Annotated in this window: 18 protein-coding genes and 3 tRNA genes; 9 read left to right on the top strand and 12 right to left on the bottom strand. The window is 43.8% G+C overall.

Annotated elements, in window-relative coordinates:
- Positions 1-27: 27 nt before the first annotated feature.
- The 7 genes from FTW16_RS21000 to lolB all read right to left on the bottom strand — a co-directional run bounded on the left by FTW16_RS21000 (position 28) and on the right by lolB (position 4,942).
- Positions 28-112: transfer RNA gene (locus FTW16_RS21000), tRNA-Leu, on the bottom strand.
- Between the two features lie 67 nt (positions 113-179).
- Positions 180-256 (bottom strand) — tRNA-Met (locus tag FTW16_RS20995).
- 280 nt (positions 257-536) lie between these two features.
- The gene (ychF, locus tag FTW16_RS20990; RefSeq protein ID WP_010439159.1) at positions 537-1,628 is read right to left on the bottom strand and encodes a redox-regulated ATPase YchF; all 1,092 of its coding nucleotides are present in this window, start codon (positions 1,626-1,628) and stop codon (positions 537-539) included.
- 10 nt (positions 1,629-1,638) lie between these two features.
- On the bottom strand, positions 1,639-2,229 hold the full coding sequence (pth, locus tag FTW16_RS20985) for an aminoacyl-tRNA hydrolase (protein WP_004739815.1): 591 nt from the start codon (positions 2,227-2,229) through the stop codon (positions 1,639-1,641).
- Positions 2,230-2,450: 221 nt separating this feature from the next.
- Entirely contained in the window at positions 2,451-3,395 is a 945-nt protein-coding gene (locus FTW16_RS20980) for a ribose-phosphate pyrophosphokinase (protein ID WP_004739814.1), read from the bottom strand.
- 27 nt (positions 3,396-3,422) lie between these two features.
- Positions 3,423-4,298 carry a 4-(cytidine 5'-diphospho)-2-C-methyl-D-erythritol kinase gene (ispE, locus tag FTW16_RS20975; protein ID WP_186728099.1) on the bottom strand — a complete coding sequence of 292 codons (876 nt, stop codon included), beginning with the start codon at positions 4,296-4,298 and terminating at the stop codon, positions 3,423-3,425.
- Positions 4,295-4,942, bottom strand: coding sequence for a lipoprotein insertase outer membrane protein LolB (gene lolB, locus FTW16_RS20970; RefSeq protein ID WP_146492352.1), 648 nt, complete (start codon positions 4,940-4,942; stop codon positions 4,295-4,297). Before lolB ends, ispE begins: the two co-directional genes overlap by 4 nt.
- Before the next feature lie 160 nt (positions 4,943-5,102).
- Here lolB and hemA point away from each other — a divergent pair, with 160 nt between their 5' ends.
- The 8 genes from hemA (at position 5,103) to ybaK (ending at position 13,437) form a co-directional block, all read left to right on the top strand.
- Positions 5,103-6,362 (top strand): glutamyl-tRNA reductase, encoded by a 1,260-nt coding sequence (gene hemA / locus FTW16_RS20965; RefSeq protein ID WP_060983584.1) that lies wholly within the window; start codon positions 5,103-5,105, stop codon positions 6,360-6,362.
- A 28-nt stretch (positions 6,363-6,390) separates the two neighbouring features.
- The gene (gene prfA, locus FTW16_RS20960) at positions 6,391-7,479 is read left to right on the top strand and encodes a peptide chain release factor 1 (protein WP_146492351.1); all 1,089 of its coding nucleotides are present in this window, start codon (positions 6,391-6,393) and stop codon (positions 7,477-7,479) included.
- A 5-nt stretch (positions 7,480-7,484) separates the two neighbouring features.
- Complete coding sequence (gene prmC, locus FTW16_RS20955) at positions 7,485-8,345, top strand: peptide chain release factor N(5)-glutamine methyltransferase (RefSeq protein ID WP_146492350.1); 861 nt, start codon at positions 7,485-7,487, stop codon at positions 8,343-8,345.
- A gap of 185 nt (positions 8,346-8,530) precedes the next feature.
- Positions 8,531-8,914: a SirB2 family protein gene (locus FTW16_RS20950; RefSeq protein WP_060467244.1), complete on the top strand. Its 384-nt coding sequence runs from the start codon at positions 8,531-8,533 to the stop codon at positions 8,912-8,914.
- A gap of 27 nt (positions 8,915-8,941) precedes the next feature.
- The gene (locus FTW16_RS20945) at positions 8,942-9,751 is read left to right on the top strand and encodes a SirB1 family protein (protein WP_060983586.1); all 810 of its coding nucleotides are present in this window, start codon (positions 8,942-8,944) and stop codon (positions 9,749-9,751) included.
- 22 nt (positions 9,752-9,773) lie between these two features.
- A complete protein-coding gene (kdsA, locus tag FTW16_RS20940; RefSeq protein WP_017069619.1) occupies positions 9,774-10,628 on the top strand; it encodes a 3-deoxy-8-phosphooctulonate synthase in 855 nt (284 codons plus the stop codon).
- A 543-nt stretch (positions 10,629-11,171) separates the two neighbouring features.
- Entirely contained in the window at positions 11,172-12,833 is a 1,662-nt protein-coding gene (ushA, locus tag FTW16_RS20935) for a bifunctional UDP-sugar hydrolase/5'-nucleotidase UshA (RefSeq protein WP_123322811.1), read from the top strand.
- Positions 12,834-12,951: 118 nt separating this feature from the next.
- The gene (gene ybaK, locus FTW16_RS20930) at positions 12,952-13,437 is read left to right on the top strand and encodes a Cys-tRNA(Pro) deacylase (RefSeq protein ID WP_146492349.1); all 486 of its coding nucleotides are present in this window, start codon (positions 12,952-12,954) and stop codon (positions 13,435-13,437) included.
- 78 nt (positions 13,438-13,515) lie between these two features.
- On the opposite strand, the gene rluF is transcribed toward ybaK, so the two are convergent.
- The 3 genes from rluF to FTW16_RS20915 form a co-directional block, all read right to left on the bottom strand.
- On the bottom strand, positions 13,516-14,649 hold the full coding sequence (rluF, locus tag FTW16_RS20925) for a 23S rRNA pseudouridine(2604) synthase RluF (RefSeq protein ID WP_146492348.1): 1,134 nt from the start codon (positions 14,647-14,649) through the stop codon (positions 13,516-13,518).
- A gap of 176 nt (positions 14,650-14,825) precedes the next feature.
- The gene (gene smrA / locus FTW16_RS20920) at positions 14,826-15,407 is read right to left on the bottom strand and encodes a DNA endonuclease SmrA (protein WP_048669170.1); all 582 of its coding nucleotides are present in this window, start codon (positions 15,405-15,407) and stop codon (positions 14,826-14,828) included.
- 168 nt (positions 15,408-15,575) lie between these two features.
- Entirely contained in the window at positions 15,576-15,716 is a 141-nt protein-coding gene (locus tag FTW16_RS20915; protein WP_017062321.1) for a DUF3149 domain-containing protein, read from the bottom strand.
- Positions 15,717-15,971: 255 nt separating this feature from the next.
- On the opposite strand from FTW16_RS20915, the gene FTW16_RS20910 reads away from it, so the two are divergent.
- Positions 15,972-16,048 (top strand) — tRNA-Pro (locus tag FTW16_RS20910).
- Between the two features lie 389 nt (positions 16,049-16,437).
- Here FTW16_RS20910 and FTW16_RS20905 read toward each other — a convergent pair.
- Together FTW16_RS20905 and FTW16_RS20900 are read right to left on the bottom strand one after the other, a co-directional pair.
- Complete coding sequence (locus tag FTW16_RS20905; RefSeq protein WP_146492347.1) at positions 16,438-16,860, bottom strand: hypothetical protein; 423 nt, start codon at positions 16,858-16,860, stop codon at positions 16,438-16,440.
- Positions 16,861-16,997: 137 nt separating this feature from the next.
- Positions 16,998-17,885, bottom strand: a complete 888-nt coding sequence (locus FTW16_RS20900) for a TraB/GumN family protein (protein ID WP_146492346.1) — start codon at positions 17,883-17,885, stop codon at positions 16,998-17,000.
- Between the last annotated feature and the right edge of the window lie 217 nt (positions 17,886-18,102).

Raw genomic sequence — 18,102 nt, 5'->3', positions numbered from 1 at the left:
ATGATATCACTTAAGATATCTAAATAATGGTGCGGTCGGAGAGACTTGAACTCTCACACCTCTCGGCGCCAGAACCTAAATCTGGTGCGTCTACCAATTCCGCCACGACCGCTTTACTTTCCTAAAAACTCTTGTCGTTAATAAACATGTGTTTAATAACAAACAGAGTGCTTAGGAAATGGTGGCTACTGCGGGATTTGAACCTGCGACCCCATCATTATGAGTGATGTGCTCTAACCAACTGAGCTAAGTAGCCATTTCCAAATTGTCGTTCATTTCGATACGTTGCCGCTTCGTTGTGAACGGGGCGCATTATGCGTAGTTGAGCGAAACCCGTCAACTTTTTTTTTGAATAAATCGCGAATAAACATCTGTTCGGTTTCTTTTTAGGCAAAGAGGCGTATTTGTCGACAAAAAACAGGTCTAAAAGGCGATATATATAGGAAGTTAAGTTTCTGATGAGGGGCAATTTAGAAAGGAGAAAAACAAAAAGGCCAGTGAATTCACTGGCCTTTTTTCTAGATGTTTAATCAGAATTATACGTTGAAGCGGAAGTGAACAACGTCACCATCTTTAACTATGTATTCTTTACCTTCAAGGCGCCACTTACCTGCGTCTTTCGCACCGCTCTCACCGTTAAACTCGATGAAGTGATCAAATCCTACTACTTCTGCACGGATGAAGCCTTTCTCGAAGTCTGTGTGGATCTTACCCGCTGCTTGTGGCGCAGTTGCACCTACAGGGATTGTCCAAGCGCGAACTTCTTTAACGCCAGCAGTGAAGTAAGTTTGAAGAGTCAGTAGTTCGTAACCAGAGCGGATCACTCGGTTAAGACCTGGTTCTTCGATACCCATATCCGCTAGGAACTCTTCGCGATCTTCGTCATCAAGTTCGGAAAGCTCAGATTCGATTGCTGCACAAACTGCAACAACTACGTTGTTTTCGTTTTCAGCGTATTCACGAACAGCGTCTAGGTATGGGTTATTTTCAAAACCATCTTCTGCAACGTTTGCGATGTACATGGTTGGCTTAAGCGTTAGGAAGTTTAGGTAGCCGATTGCTGCCGCTTCTTCTTTGCCAAGTTCAACAGTACGCGCCATACCACCTTCAGTTAGAACTGGAAGTAGCTTTTCTAGTACAGTGATTTCGAATTTAGCGTCTTTGTCGCCGCCTTTTGCTTTCTTCGCGTTACGTTGAATTGCACGCTCACAGCTGTCTAAGTCAGCCAGTGCAAGTTCAAGGTTGATCACTTCGATATCTTCGATTGGAGATACTTTACCAGCAACGTGAACAATGTTTTCATTTTCAAAGCAGCGTACAACGTGACCGATAGCGTCAGTTTCACGGATGTTAGCTAGGAACTTGTTACCAAGACCTTCACCTTTAGATGCGCCAGCCACTAGGCCCGCGATATCTACGAATTCCATTGTCGTTGGAAGGATCTTCTGTGGATTAACAATTTTTGCTAATGCATCTAAGCGTAGATCTGGAACCGGAACGATACCTGTGTTTGGTTCGATCGTACAAAATGGAAAGTTTGCTGCTTCGATGCCTGCTTTTGTCAGTGCGTTAAACAGAGTTGACTTACCAACGTTTGGTAGACCAACGATGCCACATTTAAAACCCATGATATAAACCTTATTCTGCTTTGAACGTATGTAAGCGATTTTGTGCTTTTGGTAGGCCATCTTTTAATAAGATGTCTAGGCTGCGAACCGATTCGTCAACGACGGCCTCGATACACTCTTGCTCTTTTTGAGGAGCTTTGCCTAATACATAACCTGCAACTTTATCTTTGTGTCCTGGATGGCCGATGCCTAATCTAAGACGATAGAATTCTTTATTGTTACCCTGCTTGCTGATGATGTCTTTCAGACCATTATGTCCACCATGACCACCACCTTTTTTAAACTTTCCAATACCAGGAGGAAGATCTAACTCATCGTGAGCGACCATGATCTCTTCTGGTTTAATTTGGTAGAACTTTGCTAAGGCTGCAACTGCTTTGCCTGACAAGTTCATAAAAGTCGTTGGGATCAGCAAACGAAGATCTTCACCGTGAACCATGATACGACCCGTTAGGCCAAAGAACTTTGGTTCGTTCTTTAGTGTCACGTTATGTACACGCGCTAATTCTTCAACTACCCAAGCACCCGCATTGTGGCGAGTTTTGGCGTATTCTGGACCTGGATTAGCCAGTCCAACGAGAAGTTTTATTTGTTGGCTCAAGGTATGGATCTCTCTCGGGATTTCAAAAAGCGCCGTATGATATCACAGTTTATGAAAAAGGTGCGAGCTAGCTGATAGCTGCGCGATTATTCCTGTTTGTCATAACTAGCAGTGCAATATTACTCAGACATAAAAAAAGCACTTCATTGACTGAAGTGCTTAATGTCTTTCTCTTGCGTATTTCTAAAACCAAGCTTTTGTAAAAAGCTATAAGGCTTGGATTAGTTGAACATCGCTGAGATTGATTCTTCATTGCTGATACGACGAATCGCTTCAGCAAGCATGCGAGAAAGGCTAAGTGTTGTCACTTTACCAGTCGCAGCCATCTCTGGAGATAGAGAGATAGAATCCGTTACGATAACTTGGTCTAGAACAGAGTTCTTGATGTTGTTCGCAGCAGTACCAGAGAAAACAGCGTGAGTTGCGTAAGCGAATACACGCTTAGCACCGCGCTCTTTTAGCGCTTCAGCTGCTTTACATAGTGTGCCACCCGTATCGATCATGTCATCAACGATAACACAGTCACGGCCTTCAACATCACCGATTAGGTTCATTACTTCAGAAACGTTAGCACGTGGACGACGCTTATCAACGATAGCGATGTCAACATCACCTAGCGCTTTAGCAGTAGCACGAGCACGTACAACACCGCCAAGGTCTGGAGAAACCACAACTGGGTTTTCTAGGCCGCGGTTCGCCATGTCTTCTAGAAGAACTGGAGTGCCGAAGATGTTATCAACAGGTACATCGAAGAAGCCTTGGATTTGCTCTGCGTGTAGGTCGATAGTAAGAACGCGGTCAACGCCAACGTTAGAAAGGAAATCTGCAACAACTTTTGCAGTAATTGGCACACGAGCAGAACGTACACGACGATCTTGACGGGCATAACCGAAGTAAGGGATTACAGCAGTAATACGGCCAGCAGAAGCACGGCGCATTGCGTCAATCATTACCACCAATTCCATTAGGTTGTCATTGGTTGGTGCACAAGTTGATTGAATCAGGAATACATCGCTACCACGAACGTTTTCATTGATTTGAACAGCGACTTCGCCATCAGAAAAACGGTCTACAGTAGCATCGCCAAGAGAGATGTATAGACGATCAGCAATACGTTGGGCTAGTTCAGGTGTTGCGTTACCAGCAAATAGCTTCATATCAGGCACGGTGGAAACCTCGGGTTGCGTCCAGTTTTAAATAGATTGTGGGTGGGCTGATTGGTATTCAGCCAGAGTTTCTTTTAAAGGAGAAATGTTTCTTCCTTTCGCTACGAAAGCGGAAACTGTGTCAGGCAGTTGTTCTCGCACCAATTCGGCTTCGTTTTTGCTGTTAAATTCAGCAAAAACGCACGAACCTGTGCCAGTCAATCTCGACGGCGCGTATTGTAGCAGCCATGAAAGTTGCTTATCAACCTCTGGGTACAGCATTCGCACAATTTTTTCGCAATCGTTTACGTATTCTTGCTCTAGAAGCGTTGATAACGCTCGCTTTGGCGTGTTTCGAGTTAATTTTGAGTGTGTGAATATGTCTACCGTTGCTATGCTCACTTGAGGCTTAACCACAAGGTACCATTTTTCATTCGGATTAGCGGGTTGTAGCTGTTCGCCAACGCCTTCAGCAAAAGCAGCATGACCACGAACAAATACCGGGACATCTGCTCCAAGCTTTAAACCGATTTCGGCGAGCTGATCATCTGAAAGATCGAGTTGCCATAAATAATTCAGCGCGACTAATACAGTTGCTGCATTTGAAGAGCCTCCGCCAATACCGCCTCCCATAGGAAGAACTTTCTTGAGTTCAATATCGGCACCGAAAGAAGTCGATGTGTATTGTTGAAGGGCAGTAGCGGCTTTCCAAATTAGGTTGTCTTCTAGCGCAACGCCTGGAATCTCTGGCGTTATTGTTATCGAATTTGTTTTCTCATTTGCAGTGACCGTCAGTTCATCACCAAAATCGACAAACTGAAATAAGGTTTGAAGTTCGTGATAGCCATTGTCACGTCGACCAGTGATATAGAGAAATAAATTCAGTTTAGCCGGAGAGGGCCAATGGGTTGGCGTTGTTATCATTTTTTCAGTGTCCACTTCGAAACTACAATGTTGATTTTGTTCTCGTCTTGCTTGAATGACAATCGAGTAGGGAGGGGAATTGTCTCTACGCTCGCGTTATCTTCACCCGATAGCTGTTTACTCGGCATTTCTGTATTTCGGTAGTTAGCAAAATTCAGTGTCCATAATTGACTGCTGACTTGTTTAGACAGAGATTCAAGCGTGTTGGTGGTGTTCAATTGGTAGCTGTCTGCTTGGTCGGGAATACCAAGAAACCACTGTGGCAGATGATCAATAGGGATCTGCAACCCAGTTAGTTGCTCTACCAATACAGATGCACTTGCGTGAGTGAATACCTGATCATCATAAGTGACTACCTTGGCACCCGAGCTGTCAATCGTGAGGTTCAAGGCGGTTTGACCAAGGAAAGTGGTCAGTCTTAATTGGCTTTGATTTGGGGAGTGCTTCCAAATGAAATTAAGGCTTTGGCGTTGCTCTGGAGAAATGTAAGCGAGCTTGCCTGAGGCTTGGTAGTTTTCTATCTGTAGAAGGCGGTTTTGGTGACTTTGCCACTCTACACTGGTCGGTTGTTCTGGGATAGACGAGCAACCCACCATAATTATGGTCATAAAAATAAGAGACGTGATTTTACGAAGCTTGCTCATATTTGCTCACAACTTGTTCAAATTTATCTAAAAAACGTCTCAACTATAGCATTGAATTCACGAAGTCAGGAAAACAAATCCCGCTTGCTCTTTAAATAGAGCCATGCATCAAGTAAAATTCGCCCCTTGTTTCCATTCCCTGATCGAGAACTTCTGATACATGTCTTTGCTTGCCGTAGGTATCAATCACAATACAGCGTCGGTTGAATTGCGAGAAAAAGTCGCTTTTGGTCCAGATAAATTATCTGAGGCACTCAAGCAACTTAACGCAAATGCACACGTAAATGGAAGTGTCATACTTTCTACCTGTAATCGAACTGAAGTGTATTGTGACGTCAAAGGCGTGGCAAAAAACAAGTTGATCGATTGGCTGTCAGTTTTCCATCAAGTTAGTCCTGAAGAGCTAAAACCAAGTCTTTATATCCATGAAGAGCAGGCTGCGATTAAGCATTTAATGCGTGTAGCTTGTGGTTTGGACTCTTTAGTATTGGGCGAGCCACAGATCTTAGGTCAGGTGAAGCAAGCTTATACAGACTCGCGAGAGAACAAATCTGTTGATGCTTCAATGGAAAAGCTGTTTCAGAAATCATTCTCTGTCGCGAAGCGTGTTCGAACTGAAACGGAGATCGGCGGAAGCGCGGTTTCGGTTGCTTACGCAGCTTGTACGTTAGCCAAACATATTTTTGAATCAATTGCCGATTCAACTGTGTTATTGGTGGGTGCGGGTGAAACGATTGAGTTGGTGGCTAAGCATCTTTCAGCGAATGGCTGCACCAAGATGATAGTGGCTAACCGAACTCGTGAGCGTGCTTTAGGGTTGGCTGAAGAGTTTGGTGCTGAAGTGATCAGCCTCAATGAGATCCCTGATCATCTGCATCGAGCGGATATCGTGATCAGTTCAACCGCCAGTCCGTTACCTATTATTGGTAAGGGTATGGTGGAGACCGCACTGAAAACAAGAAAACATCAACCTATGTTGTTGGTTGATATTGCGGTTCCGCGTGATGTGGAATCTCAGGTCGGTGAGTTAAACGACGCCTACCTTTATTCAGTGGATGATCTGCAGTCGATTGTTGACGGCAACATTGAACAACGCAAAGTGGAAGCGATTCAAGCGGAAGCAATAGTTAGCGAAGAAAGTGCGGCATTCATGAGTTGGATGCGTTCACTGCAAGCGGTAGACAGTATTCGTGACTATCGCAAATCGGCCAATGAAATCCGAGAAGAATTATTAAGTAAGAGTTTACAATCACTTGCCGCTGGTGGTGACCCTGAGAAACTCTTACTTGAGCTAAGTAATAAGCTCACAAACAAATTGATCCATGCTCCAACGCGTGCACTTCAAAGTGCAGCAGAGCAAGGAGAACCTGCAAAATTAATGGTCATTAGACAGAGTTTGGGCTTAGAAAACCCTCAATAATATTAGACCTCCAACAGAATAAGACATTATGAAAGCCTCGATTCTAGTAAAGCTTGAAACACTTGTTGAACGCTATGAAGAAGTTCAACATCTACTTGGTGATCCAGATGTAATCGGGAATCAAGACAAATTCCGTGCACTTTCTAAAGAGTACTCTCAACTAGAAGAAGTGACAGCCTGCTTCAAGTCATACCAGCAAGCTCAAGAAGATCTAGAAGCTGCTGAAGAGATGGCAAATGAAGATGACGCTGAAATGCGTGAAATGGCTCAAGACGAAATCAAAGACGCAAAAGCGGCGATTGAACGTTTGACTGATGAGCTACAGATTCTTCTGATTCCAAAAGATCCAAACGATGAGCGTAACTGTTTCCTTGAAATCCGTGCAGGCGCGGGTGGTGATGAAGCGGGTATCTTCGCGGGCAACCTGTTCCGTATGTACTCTAAGTTTGCTGAGAAGAAAGGCTGGCGCGTTGAAATCATGAGCAGTAATGCTTCTGAACAAGGTGGCTACAAAGAGATGATCGCTAAGGTTAGTGGCGATGCTGTTTACGGCACAATGAAATTTGAGTCGGGCGGTCACCGTGTACAACGTGTACCTGAAACTGAGTCTCAAGGCCGTGTTCATACGTCAGCATGTACGGTTGCCGTTATGCCTGAAATCCCAGAAGCTGATCTTCCAGAAATTAAAGCGGGCGATCTTAAAATTGATACTTTCCGTGCATCAGGCGCGGGTGGTCAGCACGTTAATACCACGGATTCAGCAATCCGTATTACTCACTTACCAACGGGTACAGTAGTAGAGTGTCAGGACGAGCGTTCTCAGCATAAAAACAAAGCGAAAGCGATGGCTGTTCTTGCTGCTCGTATTGTTCAAGCAGAAGAAGAGCGCCGCGCGGCAGCTGTTTCTGATACACGTCGTAACCTACTAGGTTCTGGTGACCGTAGTGACCGTATTCGTACGTACAACTACCCACAAGGTCGTGTTTCGGATCACCGTATCAACCTTACTATCTACCGTCTTAACGAAGTACTTGAAGGTGACATGCAAAGCTTGCTTGATCCTGTACTTCAAGAGCACCAAGCCGATCAGCTTGCTGCACTTGCAGAGAACAACTAACCTGTATGCAGTCAGCATATACGGTTGAAAGTGCTTTAAAAGCAGCAATCGTAAAGCTTCAAGAGGGTGATAACACATCACCCTCAATTGATGCCGCGGTACTGCTTTGTCACGCCTTAGATAAACCAAGATCTTACCTGCTTACTTGGCCTGAGAAACACCTCACCTCAGAGCAAGAGTCTGAATTCAATGCCCTTCTAACACGTCGCTTAACTGGTGAGCCTGTGGCTTACATTATCGGTGAGCGTGAGTTTTGGTCACTGCCGTTAAAAGTTTCCCCTTCTACCTTAATCCCACGCCCAGATACTGAGCGTTTGGTTGAGGTAGCTTTGGATAAAACTTACGGCAAGCAAGGTGCGATTCTAGATTTAGGTACAGGTACAGGTGCTATCGCGTTAGCATTGGCGTCTGAGATGCCGAATCGACAGGTAACGGGGATTGATCTTCGCCCTGAAGCACAGCAGCTTGCGACAGAGAATGCACAACGTCTAAACATCACCAACACTACTTTTTTGCACGGCAGTTGGTTTGAGCCTTTGAGCTCTGAGGAAACTGTGAAGTTCTCTCTGATTGTCTCTAACCCGCCATACATTGAGAAGAATGATCCTCATTTGTCTCAAGGCGATGTGCGTTTTGAGCCGATCACAGCACTAGTTGCTGAAGAGAAAGGGCTTGCAGATATCCGATACATTTCTGAAAACGCACGCGGCTTTTTGGAAAATGAAGGTTGGTTAGCATTTGAACACGGCTATGACCAAGGCTCGGCAGTTCGTGAGATTATGCAGACGCTCGGTTATCTCGATGTTGTAACAGAGAAAGATTACGGTGGTAATGACCGAGTGACATTGGGTCGTTATTGTTCATAGTTCGTAGCTGTATTCGATTACGGATATTCGCTTATGAGTAATAGACGATGAACTTGCCAAATTGATACCTTTAGCTCGACAATACATTTAACTCGGTAATGCATTTAACGAAGAAATATAGGGCATTAACGGGTATTGTGAGGCTCGTGTTAACGAAAGCACATATAAAAATATAAAGGAATACCATGTACGAAGGTCTAAAACATTTTCACCTATTAACGATTGCGATAAGCGCGCTACTTCTTTCGATTCGATTCGCTCTTATGATGGCCAATTCGCCGAAGCTTAAACATCCTTTCTTGCAGCGTTTCCCTCATATCAATGACTCGTTGCTGTTGCTATCGGGTATTGGTTTGATTTTTATCACTGGCTTTATTCCATTTACACCAGCCGCACCATGGTTAACTGAAAAACTAACCTGCGTAATGGCCTACATCGCATTAGGTTTCTTTGCACTTAAGTTAGGTAAAAACAACCTATTAAGAGTGTTCTCTTTCTTTGGTGCGCTAGGTTGGCTAGCAATGGCTGGTAAAATCGCAATGACGAAGACACCAACATTTTTCGGTTAATTATCTCCTTATTTCGGTTAACTACCTATGTACGAATTTTTTGATGAAGACTTTGACCAGCTAGAGTTAGCTGAAGGTGCATTGATCTTAAATAAAGCGATTAACCCAGAAACTCAAGACAGCTGGGCAGAGCAAGAGCTGGCTAGATTGTTAAAAGACGCCGAGTTTGCTTTGGTTAATGAAACCGATGAACAGCAGAAGTTTGAATCTTTTATTCGACTATTCTTTTATGAATGGGGTTTTGCTGGTGATAAAGATGCGTATTTCTCTTCGGAAAACGCGTTCATCGATAAAGTGCTTGAGAGAAAGAAAGGCATTCCTGTGAGTCTGGGAGCGGTCTTTCTTTTTCTAGGTCGCAAGCTAGGCTTTCCTGTAGAGGGTGTATCTTTCCCTACTCAATTCTTACTTAAAGTAAGCTGGTACGGGCAAGCTGCGGCCTATATTAACCCTTATAACGGTGAGTACGTTGGTGAACAAACCTTGCGAGCATGGTTAATTGGACATGACGGTCCATTAGCTAAGGTGAAACCTGAACACTTAGAAGTTGCAGACCACCCAACGATTATTGGTAAGTGGTTAGCACTGCTCAAGAGTGCACTGCTGAGAGAAGAGCGCTATACGCTTGCATTGAAGTGTACTGATCTTGCTTTAACCTTTGTACCGGATGACCCATATGAAATCCGTGACCGCGGTTTTATCTATCAGCAGCTAGACTGTCATCAAGTTGCTGCAACGGATTATCAATACTTTATCGACCAATGCCCAGATGACCCGGCATCTGAGTTACTGAAATCTCAAGTGAATGTCATGAACGAAAAGACCGTGGTTGTTCACTAATTAATAATTATTTAGAGAGAATATGATGGAACAGAAAACAGTTCACATTGGCGATATGCCAATTGCTAACGACAAGCCATTTACGCTATTTGCAGGCATGAACGTTCTTGAATCTCGCGATCTCGCTATGCAGATCTGTGAGCACTATGTGAAAGTAACAGAGAAGCTGGGTATTCCTTACGTATTTAAGGCGTCTTTTGATAAGGCGAACCGCAGCTCAGTTCATTCATACCGTGGTCCAGGCATGGAAGAAGGTCTTAAAATCTTCCAAGAGCTGAAAGACACTTTCGGCGTGAAGATCATTACTGATATTCACACAGAAGCTCAAGCTCAACCTGTGGCGGATGTGGTTGATGTAATCCAACTACCTGCATTCCTAGCTCGTCAAACTGATCTTGTTGAAGCAATGGCTAAGACTGGCGCAGTAATCAACGTGAAGAAGCCTCAGTTCATGAGCCCGAACCAAGTTGGCAACATCGTTGATAAGTTCGCTGAGTGTGGTAACGACAACATCATCCTTTGTGAGCGTGGCGCTTGTATGGGTTACGACAACCTTGTCGTTGATATGCTTGGCTTTGGCGTAATGAAGAAGTCTTCAAACGGTAGCCCTATCATCTTCGACGTGACGCACTCTCTACAAATGCGTGACCCATCAGGTGCTGCATCTGGCGGCCGTCGTGAGCAAACGGTTGAACTAGCAAAAGCTGGTCTTGCAACAGGTATTGCTGGTCTATTTATTGAAGCGCACCCGAACCCAGACCAAGCTCGTTGTGATGGCCCTTCTGCGCTACCTCTAGACAAACTAGAGCCGTTCTTGAAGCAGATGAAAGCACTGGATGATCTTATCAAAGGCTTTGAGCACATCGATATTAAATAGCTGAAGCTGATGTTAAGTAACTCGCTAATGTGAATTAGTTAAAGTGGTTATTTAACGGTATCAAATAAACGCCTAACTCTAAGAGTTGGGCGTTTTTGTTTATCTGGGCATCAGCTTGTATCGCTGGGTACGTCTCTGTTTGGTAATTGCTAAGTTGTTTAACTGATCGTTAATCTGTTTGGTAGAGCGCTAATCAGAGGAGATGATTAAATCATTGTTAACAAAGCCTTTGATGACCTAAGAAATAGGCATGAGTGTGTGAGGTCTGTCCTGTTTTTGGTAAATTACTGATGTGTATCACACTTTGTAAGTAAACGATTGCCTGTGATGCAGGGGAAGTTTGAGTGTAATCTCATAATTTTGTTACACTTAACTGTTGATCTATGCGTGACCAATTCGACATAAATATGAAATCGTCGTGTTACATCTAAAATGTTAATTTAAGATTAGTCATGTTGAAGTCTTATTGTTCGAACTCCAGGAAAGGGGTCGCAATAGATTAAAAAAGCAGTGGATTCCCCTAAAAAGTTCAAAGGTATGACAATGAAGCAACGCCTTATTCTAAAGACAGCACTAAGTGCTGCAATTCTAGCTACTCTAGCTGGGTGTGCGTCTCAATCAGCTCATGATTGGAACCAAGACGAAACTTATAAGCTAACGATTCTTCACACGAACGATAACCATGGTCGTTTCTGGCAGAACAAATACGGCGAATACGGCATGGCTGCACGTAAAACGCTTGTTGACCAACTTCGTGCAGAAGTTGAAGCTGAAGGCGGTAGCGTGTTGCTTCTATCTGGTGGTGACATCAACACGGGTGTGCCAGAGTCAGATCTTCAGGATGCAGAACCTGATTTCAAAGGTATGAACAAGATTGGTTACGATGCAATGGCACTGGGTAACCATGAGTTTGATAACTCACTAGACGTACTACAAAAGCAGATCGATTGGGCTAACTTCCCAATGCTGTCAGCAAACATCTACGATAAAGCTACGGGCGAACGTAAGTTCCAAGCTTACGAGATGTTTGAAAAGCAAGGTATCAAGATTGCAGTTATCGGTCTAACCACTGAAGATACAGCAAAAATTGGTAACCCAGAGTTTATCGCTGGCATCGACTTCCGTGACCCTAAAGAAGAAGCGAAAAAACTGATCGCTGAACTTAAAGAAACTGAGAAGCCAGATCTCATCTTCGCAGTGACTCACATGGGTCACTACGAGAATGGTCAACGCGGTGTCAACGCACCAGGTGATGTAGCACTAGCCCGTTACCTAAATGAAGGCGATCTAGATATGATCGTTGGTGGCCACTCTCAAGAGCCGGTATGTATGGAAGGCCCTAACGTTGCTAAGAAAAACTTCAAACCGGGTGATGAATGTAAACCAGACGTTCAAAATGGTACTTATATCGTTCAAGCTCACGAGTGGGGCAAGTATGTAGGCCGTGCTGATTACGAATTCCGTAATGGCGAACTAGAGATGGTTAGCTACGATCTAGTTCCTGTTAACCTTAAGAAGAAAGTTAAGATTGACGGCAAGAAGCAACGTGTTCTTATTCAAGACGAAATCGCACAAGATCCAGAGCTACTTGAATTCCTACGTCCATTCCAAGAGCAAGGTCAAGCTCAGTTAGAAGTTAAAATTGCTGATACAAATGGCAAGCTTGAAGGTGACCGTAACGTCGTTCGCTTCCAACAAACTAACCTAGGTCGTTTGATTGCAACCTCTCACATGGAGCGCGCAAAAGCAGATTTCGCTGTAATGAACTCTGGTGGTGTTCGTGACTCAATTGAAGCGGGTGAAGTGACTTACAAAGATGTACTAACAGTACAACCTTTTGCAAACATCCTGACTTACACTGATATGACGGGTAAAGAGGTTTTAGATTACCTAAATGTCGTGGCGACGAAACCAATCGATTCTGGTGCTTATGCTCAGTTTGCTGGTATCTCTATGACAGTAGCAAACGGTGAAGTATCGAATGTATTCATCGGTGGCAAACAGCTGCGTTTAGACGAAACATACCGCTTCACAGTACCAAGCTTTAACGCTGCTGGTGGTGACGGTTACCCTAAACTGTCTGACCACCCAGGTTACGTGAATACTGGTTTTGTTGATGCTGAAGTACTGAAAGAGTACCTAGAAGCGAATAGCCCGGTTGACGTGAATAAGTACGCGCCTTCTGGCCAAATGGTTTACAAGTAATTGAATCCAAGCAATTGTATCAATAGGTGCTAAATTAGATTGACTCTAGCACCATGATAAATTTAACTAAAGCGACGCCTCGGCGTCGTTTTTTGTTTATCTACCGTTTGGATTTGTTATGACCCCTGCAATCAATCTCGCCAAGAAAAAGAAAATCGCTCATAGTGTTCATCAGTATCATCATGATGCGAATAATACGAACTATGGATTAGAAGCCGTTGAAGCGCTTGGTCAAGATCCCAAACGTGTATTCAAAACGCTGTTGTTCTGCTTGAATGGTGTGGCGAAAGATTTGGCGGTTGCCGTTATTCCTGTCGACCAGAAGCTCAATCTAAAGCTGGCAGCAAAAGCGGCGGAAGGAAAAAAAGCAGAGATGGCTGATCCAGATATTGCTCAGAAAACCACGGGTTATGTTGTTGGTGGCATCAGCCCGCTTGGTCAGAAAAAAGCGCTGCCGACTTTTGTTCATTCTAGTGCGACAGAATTTGAAACAATATGTGTGAGTGCGGGAAAGCGAGGTTTAGAAATTGAACTTGCCCCTAAAGACTTAGCTCAACTGACTCGAGCTCAGTTTACTGATTTGTGCTTGCAAGTTGATGGTTAGTCGTTAAAAGCCATGACGTACCGAACAATAAACAAAAACGCCCACTCATTAGTGGGCGTTTCTGTATAAGGAGTCATTCTACTTTTTCAGACCTAAAGTGCCACTAACACGTTTCTGTGCTGGTTTATTTGGTCTGTTTGAATCTTGACTACGGTTTGCTGGCTTACCGCTTCTACGATCGTTATTGTCGCGATCTGTACGATTGCGATCCGAACGGTTTCTATCTGAATTAGAGCGCTCTGAACGAGAGTTCGACTTCCAATTCTCTGTATTACCACCGCTTTCACCGTTCGATGAATTGCGGCCACGCTTTGAGTTAGGCGCATGACGGAATTCATCCGCATTGTTACCACGGTAAGTGCGAGATCGGTTCTCGTTTTGATTACGGCGCGCTGTTGAGGTTTGGTTTTCTTCACGGCTGTCAAAAAGTTTTGCGTCAGTCGCTTTACGAATACGCTGACCTTTGGCGTTCATTTTTGACGCATCTTCAGTACTTACTGAGCCTTCACACATCGCTAATATTTCAGTGATCTCTTCGTCGCTCAGGTAGCGCCATTTTCCGTTAGGAATACCATCTAGTGAGATGTTCATAATACGAACACGGCGCAGTTTAAATACTTCGTAACCCAATGCTTCACACATACGGCGAATTTGGCGGTTAAGGCCTTGCGTTAATGTGATTCGGAACGAGAACTTGGTTTCTTTCTCAACCTTACATGGCAAGGTCACAGTATCGAGAATATGAACGCCAGCGCCCATTTGCTTCAAGAACTCAGTCGTAATCGGCTTGTCGACACGAACCACGTACTCTTTTTCGTGGTTGTTACCCGCACGAAGAATCTTGTTTACGATGTCGCCATCATTGGTCAGGAAGATAAGTCCATCTGAAGGCTTATCTAGACGACCAATTGGGAAAATTCGCTTGTGGTGGCCGATAAAGTCGACGATGTTGCCAGGAATATCACGCTCAGTCGTACAGGTGATACCTGTTGGTTTATTAAGAGCAATGTAAATAGGCTTCTCTTTTGAGCGAACAGGCTTATTGTCGATCTCAACATCATCACCTGGCAAGACTTTAGTACCCATTTCAGGGATCCTACCGTTAATAGTAACTCGGCCTGCATCAATGAGTTTATCGGCTTCGCGACGTGAGCAAAAACCAGTTTCACTGATATATTTATTAAGGCGTTTAGCTTGGGATTCTTGTGACATGATATTCTCTTAGCGTTTCACAACGGAAATATAGATAAACAAAAAGCAACTTTTGGGTAGTTGCTTTGAGTTGGAATTCGTTAACTGAGGCAATTTTAGCACTTGGTGTGAGTCTAGGCACGAAATATCGGTGTTGATGCAAAATCGTTATTCGCCTATTTATCTAGCTCAACCTATCAACTGGTGCGCTTTTGATGGCGCTCTCTGTTCTCTAGTTTTTTCTCATTACTCTTTCTGAGCATGACATAGACTGCGCCAGTACCACCATGAAATTGCTGAGCAGAATGAACACATTGAACATCGTTGATTTGCGTTAGCCAATTTGCAACGTAGCTTTTCATCATTGCTGGTGGATTCGAACGTTCGCCCTTACCATGAACAATGATGACGGTACGAACATCCATTCTTAAACACTGACGCAAAAATGAAAGCACTTCGTTACGTGCGTCTTTCAGTGTTTTCCTATGAAGGTCTAGCTTGGCTTGAATCGGGTATTTGCCTAGGCGCAGCTTTTTGTATACGCCTTCTTGTACACCGTCTTTTTTATAAGCAATAACATCGTCTGGCCTTATCATTGGTGAGTAGTCTAATGATAAGTAGTCTTTCTCGTCATCAGATAGCCACATAGCGGCTTCACGCTTGGCAAGGTGAGATTCTGTGACTCGGTGTACTTTCTGGTGTTCGGCGGTGTCATGGTCGATACGTTTAACGTCGCCCATCATTTCTTGGAATAGATCTAAGTCGTCATCATGAGACATAGTGTGTATCTCAAGTTGGGGAAGGATTGGGTAAGTATACCTAAGTTGGGACGGGGTTTAAAAATGAAAAAACCGGAGGTGACAAGAGAAATCAGCTCCGGTGCAAAGCGTTTTAATATTTACCCGCAAGTAATGATGCTTGAGGTAAATGATTTAGGCTGAGCGATTCTAGTGAGGAGATTTTTCAGTCATAACTTTGTAGATGAAGAAGCCTCCATAAAACATCATGAGACCCAGAGCCCCGAAGATTACTATCATTGAAGATAGTCCCACCGCATTACCAAATAGGAGATCTAGCCAAAAGTCCATGTGTATACCTCAAAGTTATATGACATGGCTTAGTGTATTAAGTAGCATTATCAATTTACTGATCTGGATCAATCCTGTTGCATAAGTTAAATACTTGTTGGTAACTGTGTGTTTTTCGTCACATTGAGCGAGTTGTTGTATGTCTTTTGTTCGAACGATTCGAATTCACAATAAATATGAGAAAAAGCGCTTGCGGATAAATTCAGAATCCGTATTATACGCTCCATCGACAGGCAATCAGCCAGTTAGATATTTCGGTGAATAGCGCAGCTTGGTAGCGCATCTGGTTTGGGACCAGAGGGTCGGGGGTTCGAATCCCTCTTCACCGACCACATTAAAGAAAGCCGTAGCAGAAATGCTACGGCTTTTTTGCATTTTAATCTGGTTTAGAACATGGGGATGGGGGCTGGAATGCCAGTCCAATCGAATTCCTCTTCACCGACCACATTAAGAAAGCCTGCTCATTGAGCAGGCTTTCGTCGTTTCAGGGCATGAGAAATGGGATTTGAACCTAGGTGGGGTTCGCCTGATGTTCAAAATAAGCTCTTCACAGCCACATTGAAGAAAGCCGTAGCATTCTCTGTAATAGAAGGGTCTACGGCTTTTTGTATTTTGGTATATGTGTAATTCCCTAGAGCGACGAAGGAGCGAGTCAGGAATCTCTTGTTGTTCTAAGCGTCCTGCATAGAGACAAGGATTGATCCAGTAGTCCCAAATCTATTTACTTAACATCACAGGTAATGTTCTTGATTGGCGTCTCTGAGGTAACAAAACAAACATAAGCGTCAACAGGGTGATTTGGACCAATTCGAATGTAACCCGCCTGTACTTCATCTTCGTTAAAAGTCACCGAGTGAGAATTACCCGTCTGACCATCGTAGAAGCTTACTTCAAAATTACCATTCATTTGGCTTGCGATACGGTTGCGTGTCGTTGATGTCGTGAACGTAATATTCGCGCATCGCATTGGTGGCTTTTCAGTAATCAAGAACTGTCCGCTTTCTTTATCTAACACTCCGCCTTTGGTGTATGGCTGAATGTCTATCGGCTGGAATTGTTCGATCGTACAAGTTTCTTTGGCAGACGCTGCCGTGGGCATCAGGATCGCGAGGGCTAAAGGTAAAGCGAAGAGCACTGGTTTCATGAGAACAACACCGTATATAAAAAGAGCGAAAGATAATAGCACCGTTATGGGGCGATTAAATGTAATGATTCTGTTATTAGGTAATGGTTATATTAGGTAATGGTTATATTAGGAGAAGGTCATGGCTTCGAATTGAGCTAGCTGTCGTCACTAAGCTCAAATTGACACTGAGCCTGTTGGCTTTGTGATTGTTGAGTGACATTAAAACCTTTCTCTTCTAATAACTGCAAAAGGTTACCTTCGCCAATCAGGTGTAAAGTACCGACGACCAGCACGTAGTGTCCCTTTGAGTCGAGTTTCCAATCATTGGCGGAGAGCTTGTTTGCCCAATCGACGTTGCGATCGGTTAAAAATGCTTTCTCTAGTTCAGATGGCATTTCAGACAGCTTCGCAAACTCCTCAAGCTTCGCTACATCACCGGATTTCCAACTTTCAATTAAGCAGTGAACCACCCCATCAGTTTGGTCAAATTCTTCAAGGCTACTGACTAACCATTCTTTACCGGAATCTTTTTGTCCTGCAATGAGATCTATCTGAAATTGTAGAGGCTCTAAACTGATCACCGGAACGTCTTGTATCGTCGCTTTATAGGCGAGTGTTGCGTCTACACCGCCCGCTGAGCCATAGCCAAGGTTCTTTAATTGCTGCATCTGTATTGAGAGAGATGTCGCCCAAGGTGGAGAGCTCAGTAGTTGTTGAGTCGGCATACCCAAAGACTTTGAAATACTGGCTAATAACTGTTTTTGTTCTTTGTTTAATACATCACTCGTGGTCACTGTGGTCGTGGGATACACAATGCCTTCTGACTTCCTGATGTCTGTCTCGACAATTAATCCGTCGCTCTCTTTTAGCGTGTCAGTGATCTGTACTGGAAGTGGGTACATGCTCTCGTCTCCTACGTGGACGGAACCCAAGATGGTGAGTGTCAGTTCATCCTTTTTGGCTTGCCAATAAAGAGGTTCGGCCGAAGCTTGTTTGGCTGAAAATGCGAGAACGAATAAAGTTACGTACCAAAATGTGCGCAAGGAAAGCTCCTATTAAAAGAGATGAACTCGTTAAAATTGATTTTGACGGCGTTTTTTAACGGTTTTTTTTGAGAACGATGTCACGTTGTTTGTACGAAAAGTATAACAACACGAACAAACTCTTAAACCTTTCTCTCTATCAACAACACGATTTTATGAAATCCGTTAAAAAGATTGTGATTCATTTCTCAATTTTTACGTCAAAATAAAACTGACG

The sequence above is a fragment of the Vibrio sp. T20 genome (genome assembly GCF_007858795.1).
In the GTDB taxonomy this organism is placed as follows: Bacteria; Pseudomonadota; Gammaproteobacteria; order Enterobacterales; family Vibrionaceae; genus Vibrio; species Vibrio satsumensis.
The sequence above is the reverse complement of the archived record's forward strand: the minus strand, read 5'-3'. Positions and strand labels throughout refer to the sequence as shown.